The 14,112-nt window shown below is 68.4% G+C and carries 17 protein-coding genes; 1 reads left to right on the top strand and 16 read right to left on the bottom strand.

Going from position 1 to position 14,112, the window contains the following annotated elements; genetic code table 11:
• Nucleotides 1-16: 16 nt before the first annotated feature.
• The 8 genes from AB0E56_RS07750 to AB0E56_RS07715 all read right to left on the bottom strand — a co-directional run bounded on the left by AB0E56_RS07750 (nucleotide 17) and on the right by AB0E56_RS07715 (nucleotide 8,557).
• Nucleotides 17-406 (bottom strand): nuclear transport factor 2 family protein, encoded by a 390-nt coding sequence (locus tag AB0E56_RS07750; RefSeq protein ID WP_359797944.1) that lies wholly within the window; start codon nucleotides 404-406, stop codon nucleotides 17-19.
• A complete protein-coding gene (locus tag AB0E56_RS07745) occupies nucleotides 403-2,082 on the bottom strand; it encodes a DUF885 domain-containing protein (RefSeq protein ID WP_359797943.1) in 1,680 nt (559 codons plus the stop codon). The genes AB0E56_RS07750 and AB0E56_RS07745 overlap by 4 nt, the downstream gene beginning before the upstream one ends.
• Nucleotides 2,079-3,305 carry an amidohydrolase family protein gene (locus AB0E56_RS07740; RefSeq protein ID WP_359797941.1) on the bottom strand — a complete coding sequence of 409 codons (1,227 nt, stop codon included), beginning with the start codon at nucleotides 3,303-3,305 and terminating at the stop codon, nucleotides 2,079-2,081. The genes AB0E56_RS07745 and AB0E56_RS07740 overlap by 4 nt, the downstream gene beginning before the upstream one ends.
• Entirely contained in the window at nucleotides 3,302-4,138 is an 837-nt protein-coding gene (locus AB0E56_RS07735) for an ATP-binding cassette domain-containing protein (RefSeq protein ID WP_359797939.1), read from the bottom strand. The genes AB0E56_RS07740 and AB0E56_RS07735 overlap by 4 nt, the downstream gene beginning before the upstream one ends.
• Nucleotides 4,135-4,959 carry an ABC transporter ATP-binding protein gene (locus tag AB0E56_RS07730; protein ID WP_359797937.1) on the bottom strand — a complete coding sequence of 275 codons (825 nt, stop codon included), beginning with the start codon at nucleotides 4,957-4,959 and terminating at the stop codon, nucleotides 4,135-4,137. The genes AB0E56_RS07735 and AB0E56_RS07730 overlap by 4 nt, the downstream gene beginning before the upstream one ends.
• Nucleotides 4,956-5,861 (bottom strand): ABC transporter permease, encoded by a 906-nt coding sequence (locus AB0E56_RS07725; protein ID WP_359797935.1) that lies wholly within the window; start codon nucleotides 5,859-5,861, stop codon nucleotides 4,956-4,958. The genes AB0E56_RS07730 and AB0E56_RS07725 overlap by 4 nt, the downstream gene beginning before the upstream one ends.
• Nucleotides 5,858-6,862 carry an ABC transporter permease gene (locus tag AB0E56_RS07720; RefSeq protein WP_359797934.1) on the bottom strand — a complete coding sequence of 335 codons (1,005 nt, stop codon included), beginning with the start codon at nucleotides 6,860-6,862 and terminating at the stop codon, nucleotides 5,858-5,860. Before AB0E56_RS07720 ends, AB0E56_RS07725 begins: the two co-directional genes overlap by 4 nt.
• Nucleotides 6,863-6,958: 96 nt before the next feature.
• Nucleotides 6,959-8,557 (bottom strand): ABC transporter substrate-binding protein, encoded by a 1,599-nt coding sequence (locus AB0E56_RS07715; RefSeq protein ID WP_359797933.1) that lies wholly within the window; start codon nucleotides 8,555-8,557, stop codon nucleotides 6,959-6,961.
• Nucleotides 8,558-8,734: 177 nt separating this feature from the next.
• On the opposite strand from AB0E56_RS07715, the gene AB0E56_RS07710 reads away from it, so the two are divergent.
• On the top strand, nucleotides 8,735-9,280 hold the full coding sequence (locus AB0E56_RS07710) for an XRE family transcriptional regulator (protein ID WP_359797931.1): 546 nt from the start codon (nucleotides 8,735-8,737) through the stop codon (nucleotides 9,278-9,280).
• An 81-nt stretch (nucleotides 9,281-9,361) separates the two neighbouring features.
• Here AB0E56_RS07710 and rplQ read toward each other — a convergent pair whose 3' ends face one another.
• The 8 genes from rplQ to map form a co-directional block, all read right to left on the bottom strand.
• Nucleotides 9,362-9,928, bottom strand: coding sequence for a 50S ribosomal protein L17 (rplQ, locus tag AB0E56_RS07705; protein ID WP_359797930.1), 567 nt, complete (start codon nucleotides 9,926-9,928; stop codon nucleotides 9,362-9,364).
• A 32-nt stretch (nucleotides 9,929-9,960) separates the two neighbouring features.
• Nucleotides 9,961-10,950, bottom strand: coding sequence for a DNA-directed RNA polymerase subunit alpha (locus AB0E56_RS07700; protein WP_017201565.1), 990 nt, complete (start codon nucleotides 10,948-10,950; stop codon nucleotides 9,961-9,963).
• A gap of 133 nt (nucleotides 10,951-11,083) precedes the next feature.
• The gene (gene rpsK / locus AB0E56_RS07695) at nucleotides 11,084-11,482 is read right to left on the bottom strand and encodes a 30S ribosomal protein S11 (RefSeq protein WP_045249905.1); all 399 of its coding nucleotides are present in this window, start codon (nucleotides 11,480-11,482) and stop codon (nucleotides 11,084-11,086) included.
• Between the two features lie 31 nt (nucleotides 11,483-11,513).
• Nucleotides 11,514-11,888: a 30S ribosomal protein S13 gene (rpsM, locus tag AB0E56_RS07690; RefSeq protein WP_359797927.1), complete on the bottom strand. Its 375-nt coding sequence runs from the start codon at nucleotides 11,886-11,888 to the stop codon at nucleotides 11,514-11,516.
• A 145-nt stretch (nucleotides 11,889-12,033) separates the two neighbouring features.
• Nucleotides 12,034-12,150 carry a 50S ribosomal protein L36 gene (rpmJ, locus tag AB0E56_RS07685; protein ID WP_005050492.1) on the bottom strand — a complete coding sequence of 39 codons (117 nt, stop codon included), beginning with the start codon at nucleotides 12,148-12,150 and terminating at the stop codon, nucleotides 12,034-12,036.
• A 64-nt stretch (nucleotides 12,151-12,214) separates the two neighbouring features.
• Nucleotides 12,215-12,436 carry a translation initiation factor IF-1 gene (gene infA / locus AB0E56_RS07680; protein WP_017201569.1) on the bottom strand — a complete coding sequence of 74 codons (222 nt, stop codon included), beginning with the start codon at nucleotides 12,434-12,436 and terminating at the stop codon, nucleotides 12,215-12,217.
• Nucleotides 12,437-12,598: 162 nt separating this feature from the next.
• Complete coding sequence (locus AB0E56_RS07675; RefSeq protein WP_359797924.1) at nucleotides 12,599-13,261, bottom strand: thioredoxin domain-containing protein; 663 nt, start codon at nucleotides 13,259-13,261, stop codon at nucleotides 12,599-12,601.
• Nucleotides 13,261-14,112: a type I methionyl aminopeptidase gene (gene map, locus AB0E56_RS07670; protein ID WP_359797922.1), complete on the bottom strand. Its 852-nt coding sequence runs from the start codon at nucleotides 14,110-14,112 to the stop codon at nucleotides 13,261-13,263. The genes AB0E56_RS07675 and map overlap by 1 nt, the downstream gene beginning before the upstream one ends.

Genomic DNA, 14,112 nt, shown 5'->3' with positions numbered 1-14,112 from the left:
TCTCCGGCTCGGCCGCTTACGCGACGGGCATGTCCTGGGCGTGGTGGTGCACGATCCGCCAACCGCCCTCGTCGCGGCGCACCACGTCGGTGACGCGCACCCGTTCGATCAGTCGGTCGTCGTCGGCCGGGCGCACCTCCAGCTCGTAGCGGATCACGCCGGTGTCGCCGAAGTCGCTCGTCACGATCCGGGTGGGTACGACGCGCGGCAGGCTCGCACGTCGCTCCTCGGGGGACACGGCGGGTCCGCGCAGCTCGTCGAGTTCGGCGATGCCGTGCATGAGCGTGGGCCACGGCGTCTCCCACACGGTCACGTCGGCGGCGAGTCGCGCGTCGAAGGCCGCGCGGTCGGCGAGGTCGCGGTACAGGTCGAGGACGAAGCGCTCGAGGTCCGTCTGGGTGGTCATGCGTCTTCCTTCATCGAGTCGTGCAGCAGGCTGTCGCGCAGCGGCGCGAGGCCCATCGGCCCGAGCGCGAGAGCCCGGGTGTGGAAGTCGAGCGCCGAGGCCCCGCTCGCGGTGCGGGCCTCATCCCAGAGCTTGGCCCCGACCTTGAACGCGAGCGCCTGACCGGGCCAACCGAGGTAGCGGTCGACTTCGAAGCGAGCGGTCGCCGGGTCGACGAGGCCGTAGTGCACGAGGAAGTCCCGCGCGATCTCCGGGGTCCACTCGGTGCGGTCCGTCACCTCGTTGCGGCGCACCGGACGACCGGTGTGCAGCCCGATGTCCGCGACGATGCGCACGGTGCGCCACAGTTGGCCCAGCAGCATCCCGAGGCGCTCGGCCGGGGTACGCAGCAGCCCGAGCTCGTCCGACAGCGCCTCGGAGTAGTGCGCCCACCCTTCCGCGTAGCCGTGGATCTCGCACAGGTAGCGCTGCCACGGATGCAGAGACGTGTTCGCCCTGTTGACCGCATGTTCCAGGTGGTGGCCAGGCACGCCCTCGTGATGCAGGCTCGTGAGCTCCTGCCAGGTCGGCACCGAGGAGGCGCCGGCGGGGAGCGTCCACACGCTCTTGCTGCGGACCGAACCGTCCGGCGCGCCCGGCGTGTAGTAAACGACGCCCTTCGCCGCCCGCGGGACGACGATGTCGACCTCGCGGATGTCGGCCGCGAGGCGGAAGGCCGTGCCGTCCACCCGCTCCAGCGTCCAGTCCAGGCGGTCCCGGAGCCAGCCGACGACGTCGTCCGCGTCCACCCGGCTGTCGGCGTCGGCGGCGAGCACGCGTGCTGCCTCCGCCACATCGGCCTGACCGGAGACGCCGACGATCTCTCCCGCGACCGCGCGGGCGGCGCGCCACAGGCGGTCCAGCTCGCTCCAGCCGTAGTCGTACACCTCGTCGAGATCGAGCGCGGTGCCGAGGAAGCTCTGCGCCGTGGCGCGGTAGACGATCTCCCCCACGGCATCCTGCTGCGGCGCAACGGGGAGCAGCTCCTCGCGCAGCATCCGCTCGAACTCCGCCATGGACGCGGTGGCGGCCTGCGCCGCCCGGTCGAGCGCGGACCGTCGAGCGGGAGACAGCGCTGCCCTCCGGAGGGAGCGGAAGTAGTCGACGCCGTCGGGGTCGATCCACCCCGCGACCTGATCCGCGACCTCGCGTACCTGCCGCGCCGCAGCGACGCCCGTCCCGGAGAACTCTCCGCGCTCCCCCGCTGACCGCGCCCATCGCAGTCGCTCCTGCAGCTGGGTGATCGCGTGTGGCACAGCGGCCAGCCGCTCGATCACCACGTCGCCCGAGGTGTCGTCGGCGACCTCGACGTCGTCGAAGGCCTCGCGGATCTGGTGCACCGGTGTCGCGAGCGGGGCGAGCAGCCGGGCGGAGAACCCGGTGTCGAACAGCGCGACGTCGCTGTCCATGCGCTCGCGCAGAGCGGCATGCAGCCCCGCGTCCTGCGGTGCCGGCTCCACGGCGGCGAGCTCCGCGCGAGTGCGCGCGTCCAGGTCCCGTCGCTCGGTCGCCCAGGCCGCGCTGAAGTCCGGCAGCCGGTCGCCCGCCGGGACGCCGAGCGCCTGTGCGGCGGTCGGCTCGTGCTCCGCGAGGGCAGCCACGTAGGCGTCGGCGATGCGGATGGTCGGACGGGTCATCGCGAGGCCCGGTCGTCTCGCACCACGATGCCGCCCTGCATCACCCAGTCGATCCCGCGGAGCGCGGCGACGTCAGACGTCGGGTCGGCCGCCGTGACGATGAAGTCCGCGCGCGCACCCTCGCGGATGACACCGAGGTCGTCGGCGCCGAGCAGCTCCGCGGCATGCGAGGTCGCCGACCGCATCACGTCGAGCGGCGTCATGCCCGCGTCGACCATGAACTCCATCTCGCGCACCGTCGCGGTCGTCCCGTCGAAGGCCGCGGCCGGGGGCATGTCCGTCCCCATTGCGATGCGCACACCGCTGGCGATGGCGTTCTCCAGGCTCTCCCAGTGCCGGGGCCCCGCGCCGAGCGCGCGCTCCTTCATCCAGGAGGGCACTCCCTGCGCGTCGAAGAACTCCTCGCAGCGGCTCACCGAGATGGTCGGCACGTACCAGACGCCGCGCTCGCTCATCAGGTCGGTGACCTCGCGGGTGAGCTCGTACCCGTGCTCGACGCAGTCCAGTCCCAGCTCGATCGCACGGCGGAGGGTCTCGGACGGCCCGACGTGCGCGGTCACCTTGCGGCCCCAGTCGTGCGCGGTCTGGATGACGGCGGCCATCTCGTCGTCGGTCAGCTGAGGGGTGTCGATCTGCTCGTGCTCTCCGGCGATCCCGCCCGAGATGCAGACCTTGATCAGGTCGGCTCCGTGCCGGATCTGCAGCCTCGTCAGGCGCCGGAGGTCGTCGGCCCCGTCGCCCTCGAGCGCGTCAGACTCCCAGCCGTGTCCGCCGGTGCAGCACAGGGCGTGGCCTGCCGTGTAGAGGCGCGGTCCGGCGACGATGCCCGCGTCGATGCCTCGGCGCAGGGCGAAGTCGAGGTAGCGGCTTTCGCCGACGAGCCGCGCGGTGGTGACGCCGGCGTGCAGGGTGCGCCGCGCGCTGTCCGCCATCACGAGCAGCAGGTCGGGGTCGCCCTTCGAGGCGATCGCCGCACCGGCGGTGCCGGGCAGCGCGAGGCCGAGGTGCACGTGCATGTTGATGAGCCCGGGGCTGAGCACGCGCCCCGAGAGGTCGACGACGCGGGCGTCGCCCGCGTCCAGCGTTCCGGCGGGTCCGACGGCCGCGATCCTGCCCTCGGCGTCGACGAGCACGTCGAGGTCGTCATGCAGGCGGTCGGAGCGTCCGTCGAAGATCCGCGCTCCCGTGAGGAGGGTGCGGCGGTCCTGGTCGATGGCGATCATGCTTCTCCTCCTCGGGTGGGAACCGCTCCGGTCCCCGCCAGGTCTTCTTCTCGGCCGGGCAGCTTCTTCGTGGTCCCGATCTCCGGGATCGCCTCGATGAGACGCTGCGTGTACGGATGCTGCGAGTTCTGCCACAGCTGCTCGCTCGGTCCGCGCTCGATGATCTCACCCGCGTACATGACCGCGGTCTCGTCGGCGATCGCACGCACGAGCGACAGGTCGTGCGAGATGAACAGCATCGCCATGCCGAGGTCGCGCACGAGGTCCTGCAGCAGCTCGACGATCTGCGCCGAGGAGAAGGCGTCGAGTGCGGTGACGGGTTCATCGGCGACCACCACGCTGGGCTTCGCGGCCAGCGCGCGTGCGATCGCGAGGCGCTGACGCTGACCGCCCGAGAACTGCGCGGGGTAACGCGACGCCGCGGACTCGTCGAGGCCGACCAGACGCAGCAGACGTGCCACCTCCGCGGCACCGGCCGCGCGGTCGAGTGCGGTGGGAGCGCCGTCCAACAGCTGCGCGCCGATCGAGCGGCGCGGGCTGAGCGAGGCGTACGGATTCTGGAACACCATCTGCAGGCCGCGGTCCCGGCGCGGACGACGCCGCATCGTCAGCGGATGCAGCGACTCCCCCTCGAAGCGCACCGCACCGGAGGTGGGGCGATCGATGCCGACGGCGACCCGGGCGAGCGAGGATTTGCCGCACCCCGACTCGCCGACGAGGCCGACGATCTGACCGCGCTCGACGGTCAGGGAGACGCCCTTGACGGCGTGTACAGGAGGCGCACCTCGCCGCCGGTGGGTGACGACGACGTCCTCGATCTCCAGCGCGCTCATCGTGCCTCTCCTCGGGGGGTCCGCTCGGCCGCGAGCGACTGCGCGCGCGAGGCGATCAACGCCCTGGTGTACTCGTGCGACGGGGTGTTGAGGATCTCGTTGGTGGCGCCGTGCTCGACCACCGTTCCGTCCTTGAAGATGTAGGTGCGGTCCGCGATCGCGCTCATGACGCCGAGGTCGTGCGTGATGAAGAGCATCGACACCCCTGTCTCGCGGGCGAGCCGGTCGAAGAGGCGCAGGATGCCGGCCTGCACGGTGACGTCGAGTGCCGTGGTCGGCTCGTCGGCGATCAGCAGCCTCGGTTCGCACGCGAGCGCGATCGCGATGGCGGCGCGCTGCCGCATGCCACCCGAGAACTGGTGCGGGTAGGCGGTGATCGCCTGACGCGGGTCGCGGATGCGCACCAGGTCGAGCAGCTCGATAGCGCGCGCCGTCGCCTGCTTCTTGCTCACACCGGTGTGGTGGATCAGGTGCTCGGTGATCTGCGTGCCGATGCGCAGCAGCGGGTGCAGCGCCGCCGTCGGGTCCTGGAAGACGATCGAGATGCGGTTTCCGCGCACCTCGTCGAGCTCGCGCGTGCTGAGGGTCAGCAGGTCGCGACCATCGAACATCACCTTCCCTGACGCGGTCGCGCCTTCGGGCAGGATGCCCATCACGGCGGATGCGGTCATGCTCTTGCCGGAGCCGCTCTCGCCCGCGAGGCCGACGACCTCGCCCTCGGCGATGCGGATGTTCGTGTCGTGCACGAGCTCGACCTGGCCGTCGGGGGTCGGCATCACGACGGAGAGGTCCTCGATCGAGAGGAGGGGCGCAGCGGTCATCGCTTCCTCGCATTCCGGGAGCGCGGGTCGAGGTAGTCCTGGATCGCGTCGCCGAGCAGGTTGAAGGCCATCACGATGGTGAGGATCGCGAGGCCGGGGAACAGGCTGATCCACCAGTTGGCGAGGTTCTGCGACCCCAGGGCGATCATCGCGCCCCACTCCGCCGCCGGGGGCCGAGGCCCGAGGCCGAGGAACGAGAGCGCCGCGAGCATGAGGATCGCGTTCCCCAGCTCGATCGTGGCCATGACCAGCGCCGGTCCTGCACTGTTGGGGATGACGTCCTTCACGATGGACTTCATGGTCGTCGACCCGAGAAGGCGCCCGGAGTACACGTACTCCTGCTCGCGCACGCTGAGCACGGAGCTGCGGATGATCCTGGCGTACAGCGGCCACGACACGATCACGAGCGCGAGCACGGCGTTGCCGACACTCGGCCCGAACGCCGCGGCGACCGCCATCGCGAGGATGATCTGCGGGAAGGCGAGCACGAGGTCGGCCACGCGCATCAGCACGTTGTCTGCGGCCTTGCCGAAATAGCCGGCCGCGAGCCCGACGGTGCCGCCGACGAGCAGCGAGAACACCACGATCGCGAGGGCGAGCGGAAGCGAGAGCTGCGCACCGTAGATGACGCGGGTGAGCACATCGCGACCCAGGTCGTCGGTGCCCATCCAGTGCTCCGCGGTGGGCTCCTGCAGGAACGGACCGCTCGTCTCGAGCGGGTCGTACGGCGAGATCACGGGCGCGAGAAGCGCTGCGAGCGCCCAGGCGGCGATGACGGCGGTCGACACCACGGTCACGGGGGTCCAGAACGAGGTTCGCGGCGTGAATCTGCGACTGCGGAAGAGGCCGCGTCGGCGTGGCTCCTTCGCCACGGCGAGCCGGTCGGAGGACAGGATGGTCATTTCGCTCCGATCCGGGGGTCCACGATCGTGTACAACACGTCGACGAGGAGGTTGATCAGCGTGTAGACCACGGCGATGAAGAGCGTCACGCCGAGGATGGCCTGCAGGTCGAGCGAGAGCGCGCTCTTGTAGGCGTACTGCCCGAGGCCCGGCCAGGAGAGCACCTGCTCGACGAGGACGGCGCCGCCGAGCAGCGAGGCGAACATCAGGCCGGTCACGGTGAGCACGGGCAGCAGGCCGGCCTTGAACACGTGCCGCCAGGTGATGGTGCGACGCGGAAGGCCCTTCGCGGTCGCGGCGCGGATGTACTCGGCGTCCAGCACCTCGATCATCGCCGACCGCACGAACCGCAGCAGCCCGGAGACGGTGAGCGCGGTCAGGATGCCGACCGGGAGCACGAGGTGCCACACCGCGTCGGCGAACACGTCCCACTGCCCCGCCAGGACGGCGTCGAGGCTGTACATCCCGGTGACGGTGGGCGGCGGGTCGTACTCGTTGCTCAGGCGACCGCCGTTGGGCACGACGCCCAGCGCGTAGAAGAACACGTAGAGGGCGACCAGAGCCAGCCAGAACGGCGGGGTGGACAGACCGATGAGGGAGACGCCGCGGATGCCGCCGTCGATCGCCGATCCCTTGCGGGTGGCGGCGATCATGCCAAGGGCGACGGCGATGACGATCGCGAGGATCATCGCCGGCAGCGCGATCTCGAGCGTCGCGGGGATGTACTGCGCGAGGTCCTGGGTGATCGGCCGATGCGTCTGCTGCGAGACGCCGAGGTCGCCCTGGAACAGGTTCGCCATGTAGCGGCCGTACTGCACCCAGACGGGTTGATCGAGGCCCCACTTGCGCTCGAATGCGGCGCGCAGCTCGGGATCGTCGTACGCCTGCTGAGACAGGTTGGCCGCCGCGGGGTCGCCGGGCACGATGGTCATGAGCGCGAAGGTCACCACGGTGACGCCCCAGAGCAGGATGATCGCGCTGATCAGCCGTCGGCCGATCATGTGCAGGAGAGCTGGCTTTGCTCGTTCGCCTTCGGTGAGGGAGAGAACCGGAGGTCGGCCGCCCGAAAGGAGCGACGGGCGGCCGACCGGGGCGGGTTACTTCGCAGCGATGGCCGCGAGATCGACCGTCCATCCGGCGGGTGTGTAGTCCGCACCGACCAGGTTGGCGGTGGCGACGACGATTCCCGCGTTGTTGGCCAGCACGACGTACGGCGAGGTCTCGTTCATGACCTTCTGCCATTCGACCATCGCCTCGGTGCGTCCCTCGGGCGTCACCTCGGCGTTGACGGCGTCGCTCGCTTCGACGGCGCGCGGGTCGGCGCGCTCCGCGGTCCAGCCGACGCGGGTGGAGGTCGACGCGCCCGGTGCCATGTTGTTGACGAGCGAGTCGGATGCCGGGTAGTTCAGGCTGTTCGGCGAGAAGTTGATCTCGTTCTTGCCCTCCGACTGCGACTGCAGGAAGACGTTGATCGGCTGCGGCTGGAGTTCGATCTCGATGCCCGCCTTCTTCGCGTCCTGCTGCACCTTCGTGACGATGGTTCCCAGGTCGACACCGCGGTAGGTGATGGCCGGGTAGATCAGGTCGGCCTTCGGCGCGCTGATGCCGGCCTCCTCCAGGAGCGCGACTGCGGCGTCGATGTCCTGCGGCTGCACCTCGGACTCGTCCAGGGCGCCGCCGAAGGCGGGCGGGACCAGGCCTGCGGCGGCGGTCGCCCCCTCGCCGAAGAGCTCGGCGATGCCGGCGCCGTCGACGGTCGCGCGCAGCGCGGCGACGAAGGCCGGGTTGGAGGTGATCTCCGATACCGCAGGGTCCTGGTTCAGGCTGAGGAAGTACGAGGTGTCGGCGACGCCGGAGACCTGCAGGTCGTCGGAGAGCTCGGCGGCCTGGGGGCCGGAGAGGTCGAGCGCGATCTCGTCGGCCTTGGCCCGCGAGATCGTGAGCTTCTGGTTCTGCACGTCGACGTTCTGCACCACCACGCGGGAGTATGCCGGAGCGTCGCCCCAGTAGTCCTCGTTCGCCTCGAGGACGACCTTGGAGCTCGCGTCGTAGCTCTTGATCGCGTACGGACCAGAGCCGAGGCTGAGTTCGTCGAGCTGGGTGCCGATGCCGTCGGTGGTCGCGGCGTCCGCTGCATCCGTGGCACCGAGCTTCTCTGCGGCCTCGGCGTTGAGGATGCTGGCGGCCGGCATCGCGAGCACGACAGGGACGTTCGGGTTCGGCGTCGGGCTGGTGACGACCACGGTGTCGTCGCCGTCCGCGGCGAAGGTCAGGCCCTGCACGGTCTGCGACGACGAGCCCTGCAGGTTCTGCAGGCGGGTCAGGCTGAAGACGACGTCGTCCGCGGTGACCGCAGAGCCGTCGGCGAACGTGGCGTCGGGGTTCAGCGTGAACGTCCAGGCGGTGCCGTCTTCGGACTGCTCCCATTCGCTGGCGAGCTCGGGCACCACGGTCGTGACGTCGGAGCCTTCGTAGGTCACGAGCGTCTCGTACAGTGCGTGCACGATGATGTTCCCGGTCTGCTCGTAGACGAATCCGGGGTCGAGCGTCTTCAGGACGAAGGAGGTGTCGACGGTGAGCGTACCTCCCCCACTTGCGGCGGCGTTGTTCGATGAAGCTGAACAACCGGAGAGGGCGAGTGCAGCCACGACGAGCGAGGACGCCAGGGCAAGGGGTTTCGCGAAGGATGAGTTCATCGTCGATACTTCCTGTGATCAAGGGGAAAGACGCAGTAGAGTGCTGGAGTGTTGGTCCGGTGGCTCGTGCGCTTCGGGAGCGGATTTCAATCTGATCGAGATTTTCAATGCGATTAAAAGATACAATCACATTGAAATCGAACGCGCAAGACGGACCCCGTTCGATCGAAAGGACCGATGAACCACGTGCTCGGCGAACGCCTCAAATCCCTCAGAGCCGCCAAGGGTCTCACCCTCCGGCAGCTCTCCGACCTCTCCGGCCTGTCGGTGAGCATGCTCAGCCAGATCGAGAGCGGCTCCGCGGATCCGAGCCTCGGTTCCCTTCGCAGACTCGCGCAGGTGTTCGAGGCCTCGATCGCGACGCTCTTCAGCGATCCGGACGCTCCCAACGTCTCGGTGAGCCGCCCGGGCGCACGCCACCGCCTCAGCGGATCGGATGCCGGTTTCGTCTACGAACGGCTCACACCGGGTCGCGGCGACCTCGAGGTGCTGACGGCCGACATCCCTCCCGGAGCCGCGAGCTCCGAGCATCCGTGGGGGCACCCGTCGACGGAGTGCGCCTACGTGATCAGCGGCGAGCTGACCGTCGAGATCGCCGGCGAGACGCACATGATCGCCGCGGGCGAATCGATCACCTTCGACTCCCGCCAGCCCCACCGCTACCTCAACGCGAGCGATGACACGACCTCGATCGTCGTGTCCGTCACTCCCCCGTCGCCCTGATCCCTCGAGGTTCACACCGCAGGAACACGAAGAAGCCCGCCACCCCGGAAGGGGCGGCGGGCTTCTTCGTGAGTGAGATCCTTACTCGGACTTCTTCTCGACAGCGTCCTCGGCGGCAGCCTCGGCTGCTTCGCCCTCGGCCTGCGACTCGGCACCGGCGTCGGCGGCCTCCTCTGCGGGAGCCTCCTCAGCGGCGGGAGCCTCCTCTGCGGGAGCCTCCTCGACGACCTCGGCGGGCTTGTCGGCCTTCGGAGCAGCCGCCTTCTTGGTCGACTTCGCCTTCGGGGTGACGGGCTCGAGGACGAGCTCGATCACGGCCATCGGAGCGTTGTCGCCCTTGCGGTTGCCGACCTTCGTGATGCGGGTGTAGCCACCCTCACGGTCGGCCACGAGCGGCGCGATCTCGGAGAACAGGACGTGCACGACTTCCTTGTCACCGATGACCGACAGCACGCGACGACGCGCGTGCAGGTCGCCACGCTTGGCGAAGGTGATCAGACGCTCGGCGAGCGGGCGGAGGCGCTTGGCCTTCGTCTCGGTCGTCTTGATCGACTTGTGGGTGTAGAGCGCCGCCGCGAGGTTGGCAAGCATGAGGCGCTCGTGTGCGGGGCCGCCTCCGAGGCGGGGACCCTTGGTGGGCTTGGGCATAATCGTCTAGCTCCTGGTCAGAGTGTCGGGTTTCAGAAGGACTCGTCTTCGCTGCCGCCGTAGAAGTGGGCGCCGTCGAAACCGGGCACCGAATCCTTGAGCGACAGACCGAGCGAGATGAGCTTGTCGCGCACCTCGTCGACCGACTTCTGGCCGAAATTGCGGATGTTCATGAGCTGCGTCTCCGAGAGGGCGACGAGTTCAGAAACGGTGTTGATGCCCTCACGCTTCAGGCAGTTGTACGAGCGGACCGAGAGGTCGAGGTCTTCGATCGGCATCGACAGCTCGCTGGAGTTCACAGCCTCCACCGGCGCCGGGCCGATCTCGATGCCCTCGGCCTCGACGTTCAGCTCGCGCGCGAGACCGAACAGCTCGGTGAGCGTCTTGGCAGCCGAGGCGACGGCGTCGCGGGGGCTGATGGCCGACTTGGTCTCGACGTCGAGGACGAGCTTGTCGAAGTCGGTGCGCTCCCCGGCACGGGTCGCGTCGACGCGGTAGCTGACCTTGAGGACCGGCGAGTAGATCGAGTCGATCGGGATCTGACCGGCCTCGGCGTACTCGTTGCGGTTCTGCGTCGCGGAGACGTAGCCACGGCCGCGCTCGATCGTGAGCTCGAGCTCGAACTTCGCGGTGTCGTTCAGCGTCGCGATGACGAGCTCGGGGTTGTGCACCTCGACACCGGCCGGGGCCGAGATGTCTGCGGCGGTGACTTCGCCCGCACCGGTCTTGCGCAGGTACGCGGTGATGGGCTCATCGCGCTCCGAGGAGACGACGAGCTGCTTGATGTTGAGGATGATCTCGGTGACATCCTCCTTCACGCCGGGGATGGTGCTGAACTCGTGCAGCACGCCGTCGATGCGAACGCTGGTGACCGCGGCGCCGGGGATCGACGACAGCAGGCTGCGGCGCAGCGCGTTGCCGATCGTGTAACCGAAGCCGGGCTCCAGAGGCTCGATGATGAACCGGCTACGGTTCTCGACGATCTTTTCCTCGGTCAGTGTGGGACGCTGTGCAATAAGCACTCTGTGTTCCTTTCGATCACATGCCCGCTATATGACATGTGGTGGGGTGAGGTTTTGAGTTGTGGAAGTCGATGCCCGTACGCGGGCGACGAGCCGCTCGGACCACGAAGGGCCGAGCGGCTCGACACGCGTATCAGACGCGGCGGCGCTTCGGCGGGCGGCAGCCGTTGTGCGCCTGCGGCGTGACGTCCTGGATCGAACCCACCTCGAGGCCAGCGGCCTGCAGCGAGCGGATCGCGGTCTCGCGGCCGGAGCCCGGACCCTTCACGAAGACGTCGACCTTCTTGACGCCGTGCTCCTGCGCCTGACGCGCAGCGGACTCGGCAGCCATACCGGCGGCGTACGGGGTCGACTTGCGCGAGCCCTTGAAGCCCACGCCACCCGACGATGCCCAGCTGATGACAGCGCCGGACGGGTCGGTGATCGAAACGATGGTGTTGTTGAACGTCGACTTGATGTGGGCCTGGCCCAGCGCGATGTTCTTCTTTTCCTTGCGGCGCGGCTTGCGCGCGGCGGCCTTGGGTGCAGCCATGACAGTGTTCTCCTAGTCCCTGGGGCCGCGCTTAGCGGGCCTTCTTCTTGCCTGCGACGGTGCGCTTCGGGCCCTTGCGGGTACGGGCGTTGGTCTTGGTGCGCTGACCACGGACCGGGAGACCACGACGGTGGCGGATGCCCTCGTAGGAGCCGATCTCGACCTTGCGGCGGATGTCTGCGGCGACCTCGCGGCGCAGGTCACCCTCCACCTTGTAGTTGCCTTCGATGTAGTCGCGGAGGGCGATCAGCTGGTCGTCGCTGAGGTCCTTCACGCGGATGCTCTCGTCGATGTCCGTCGCCTTGAGGATCTCGACCGAGCGGGTACGGCCGACGCCGTAGATGTAGGTAAGGGCGATCACCACGCGCTTGTCGCGCGGGATGTCAACGCCGGCAAGACGTGCCATGCGGTTCTCCTGGGTGTTGTGGAGGTGTGGAACAGGATCGGTGCCCGGGCCTCCGCCCGAGGTGTCCCCCGCTCACGCGGGTTCTGATCCTGCCGTTGTGTATTCAGTTGTGAGATGTGCGCGAGCGATGCCGCGCAGCGGGGGCTCAGCCCTGGCGCTGCTTGTGACGCGGGTTGCTCTTGCAGATCACCATGACGCGGCCGTGACGGCGGATCACCTTGCAGTGATCGCAGATGGGCTTGACGCTGGGGTTGACCTTCATGATGTTTCCTGTTCGCTGTCTTCGTACCGCCCCGGTCCGGGGCAGGCCGTTACTTCTCGACCGATCAGCGGTAGCGGTAGACGATACGGCCGCGGGTCAGGTCGTAGGGGCTGAGCTCCACGACCACACGGTCCTCGGGGATGATGCGGATGTAGTTCTGCCGCATCTTGCCGGAGATCGTTGCAAGGACCTTGTGTCCGTTGCTGAGCTCAACGCGGAACATCGCGTTGGGCAGAGCCTCGGAGATCACGCCCTCGATCTCGATGACACCGTCTTTCTTAGCCATAGCCTCGCTGACGCTTCTGCAGACCGGTCGATCTGCGGTGGGTGATTGGATTGCGGTGCTGCGCCGACGGACACGCCGAATCAAGGCACAAAGCACCAAAGATCTATGTTAGACGCTCTGGAGGCATCCGGCAACTCGAACACCGGGTGCGAGGCTCCCGACTCAGCCGAGCAGCTTCTCCATCTCGGTGATCTCGCCGGCCTGCAGGTCGAGGCGCTTGCCGTTGACCTCGACGGTCGGTGTGCCGGCGATGTCGTTGGCCTTGGTCTGGTCGCCGACGAAGTCCATGTACGTGCCGTCCGCGATGCAGTCCGCGGCGGCTCCCCCGCCCGCCTGCTCGGCGAAGGCCGCGAGCTCGTCGTCGGTGAGACCAGGGGTGTTCTCCTCCGGCTGGTTCGCGAACAGGAGGTTGAAGTAGTCCAGCGCCGCTTCCGGCGCCTTCTCCGCCACGCAGTACACCGCTGCGGCCGCGCGCGTGGAGTACTTGGTGTTCTGCGAGTACCGGTCGAGGATCGAGATCGGGTGCAGGTTCAGCGTGATCGTGCCGTCGGCGGCTGCGGCCTGCAGCTGCTCGCCGTACTGCTTCTCGAAGTCACCGCAGATGGGGCACATGAAGTCGACGAAGGTGTCGATCTCGTCCTCGCCGTCGCCGAAGGAGATCGCGCCCGTCTCCTCGTTGATGATGTCGCTCTTCGGGGCAGCGCCGGGAGCCGTCGCCTGGTTGTTGAGGAACACCACGAGTCCACCGATCGCCACCAGCACCACGACAACGGCGATGGAGACGCCGATCGCGAACCAGTTGGTGTTGCTCTTCGCCGCTGCCATTACTTTCCGATCTCTCGAGGCTCGACCCCGAACGGGGCGAGTCCGGCTCTTCCACCATCGGGCGCGGTGAGCACCCAGATACCACCATCATGCAGGGCGACGCTATGTTCCCAATGAGAGCCGTCTGTGCCGTCGACGGTCGTGACCGTCCAGTCGTCGTCCTCGATGAACGTCGCGTCGCCGCCGGCTGTCACCATCGGCTCGATGGCGAGCACCAGGCCCGGCTTGACCTCTTCGCCGCGGTCCGGGGTGCGGTAGTTGAACACGCTGGGCGCTTCGTGCATCTTCCGACCGATGCCGTGGCCGACATACTCGCGGAGGATGCCGTACGGCTCGCCTGAGATCGCCGAAGGACCCTGAGCCTCGATGTAGTCCTGGATCGCGGCGCCGATCTCATCGATGTGCGACACGGATGCCATCGCGGCGATGCCAGCCCACATCGAGCCTTCCGTGACCCGCGACAGCTCCTCGCGGTGCGCCACGAGCTCCGGCCGATCCGGGTCGGGCACGACGACCGTGATCGCGCTGTCGCCGTTCCACCCGCGGTACTGCGCTCCGCAGTCGACGGAGACGATGTCGCCCGGCTGCAGGACCCTGTCGCCGGGGATCCCGTGGACGACCTGCTCGTTGACCGAGATGCACGTCGTGTGGCGATAGCCCCGCACGAGCTGGAAGTTCGACTCCGCTCCACGGGCGAGGATCGTCCGGTTGGCGACCGCATCGAGTTCGAGCGTCGTGATTCCGGCGGTGATCAGCGGCCGCACCGTCTCAAGCGCTGCCGCGGTGATGAGTCCGGGCTCGACCATGGCTCGCAGTTGAGCCGGGGTCTTGTAGATCGACCGCCGGAACAT

The sequence above is a fragment of the Microbacterium sp. NPDC028030 genome (assembly GCF_040637855.1).
Taxonomy (GTDB): domain Bacteria; phylum Actinomycetota; class Actinomycetes; order Actinomycetales; family Microbacteriaceae; genus Microbacterium.
Note: the sequence above shows the minus strand (reverse complement) of the source record. Positions and strands in the feature narration are given on the sequence as shown.

Excerpts from the sequence above, each read along its gene's own strand:
- AB0E56_RS07750 (WP_359797944.1), bottom strand. The coding sequence starts at position 406 with ATGACCACCCAGACGGACCTCGAGCGCTTCGTCCTCGACCTGTACCGC.
- AB0E56_RS07745 (WP_359797943.1), bottom strand. The coding sequence starts at position 2,082 with ATGACCCGTCCGACCATCCGCATCGCCGACGCCTACGTGGCTGCCCTC.
- AB0E56_RS07740 (WP_359797941.1), bottom strand. The coding sequence starts at position 3,305 with ATGATCGCCATCGACCAGGACCGCCGCACCCTCCTCACGGGAGCGCGG.
- AB0E56_RS07735 (WP_359797939.1), bottom strand. The coding sequence starts at position 4,138 with ATGAGCGCGCTGGAGATCGAGGACGTCGTCGTCACCCACCGGCGGCGA.
- AB0E56_RS07730 (WP_359797937.1), bottom strand. The coding sequence starts at position 4,959 with ATGACCGCTGCGCCCCTCCTCTCGATCGAGGACCTCTCCGTCGTGATG.
- AB0E56_RS07725 (WP_359797935.1), bottom strand. The coding sequence starts at position 5,861 with ATGACCATCCTGTCCTCCGACCGGCTCGCCGTGGCGAAGGAGCCACGC.
- AB0E56_RS07720 (WP_359797934.1), bottom strand. The coding sequence starts at position 6,862 with ATGATCGGCCGACGGCTGATCAGCGCGATCATCCTGCTCTGGGGCGTC.
- AB0E56_RS07715 (WP_359797933.1), bottom strand. The coding sequence starts at position 8,557 with ATGAACTCATCCTTCGCGAAACCCCTTGCCCTGGCGTCCTCGCTCGTC.
- AB0E56_RS07710 (WP_359797931.1), top strand. The coding sequence starts at position 8,735 with ATGAACCACGTGCTCGGCGAACGCCTCAAATCCCTCAGAGCCGCCAAG.
- rplQ (WP_359797930.1), bottom strand. The coding sequence starts at position 9,928 with ATGCCCAAGCCCACCAAGGGTCCCCGCCTCGGAGGCGGCCCCGCACAC.
- rpsK (WP_045249905.1), bottom strand. The coding sequence starts at position 11,482 with ATGGCTGCACCCAAGGCCGCCGCGCGCAAGCCGCGCCGCAAGGAAAAG.
- rpsM (WP_359797927.1), bottom strand. The coding sequence starts at position 11,888 with ATGGCACGTCTTGCCGGCGTTGACATCCCGCGCGACAAGCGCGTGGTG.
- rpmJ (WP_005050492.1), bottom strand. The coding sequence starts at position 12,150 with ATGAAGGTCAACCCCAGCGTCAAGCCCATCTGCGATCACTGCAAGGTG.
- infA (WP_017201569.1), bottom strand. The coding sequence starts at position 12,436 with ATGGCTAAGAAAGACGGTGTCATCGAGATCGAGGGCGTGATCTCCGAG.
- AB0E56_RS07675 (WP_359797924.1), bottom strand. The coding sequence starts at position 13,261 with ATGGCAGCGGCGAAGAGCAACACCAACTGGTTCGCGATCGGCGTCTCC.
- map (WP_359797922.1), bottom strand. The coding sequence starts at position 14,112 with ATGTTCCGGCGGTCGATCTACAAGACCCCGGCTCAACTGCGAGCCATG.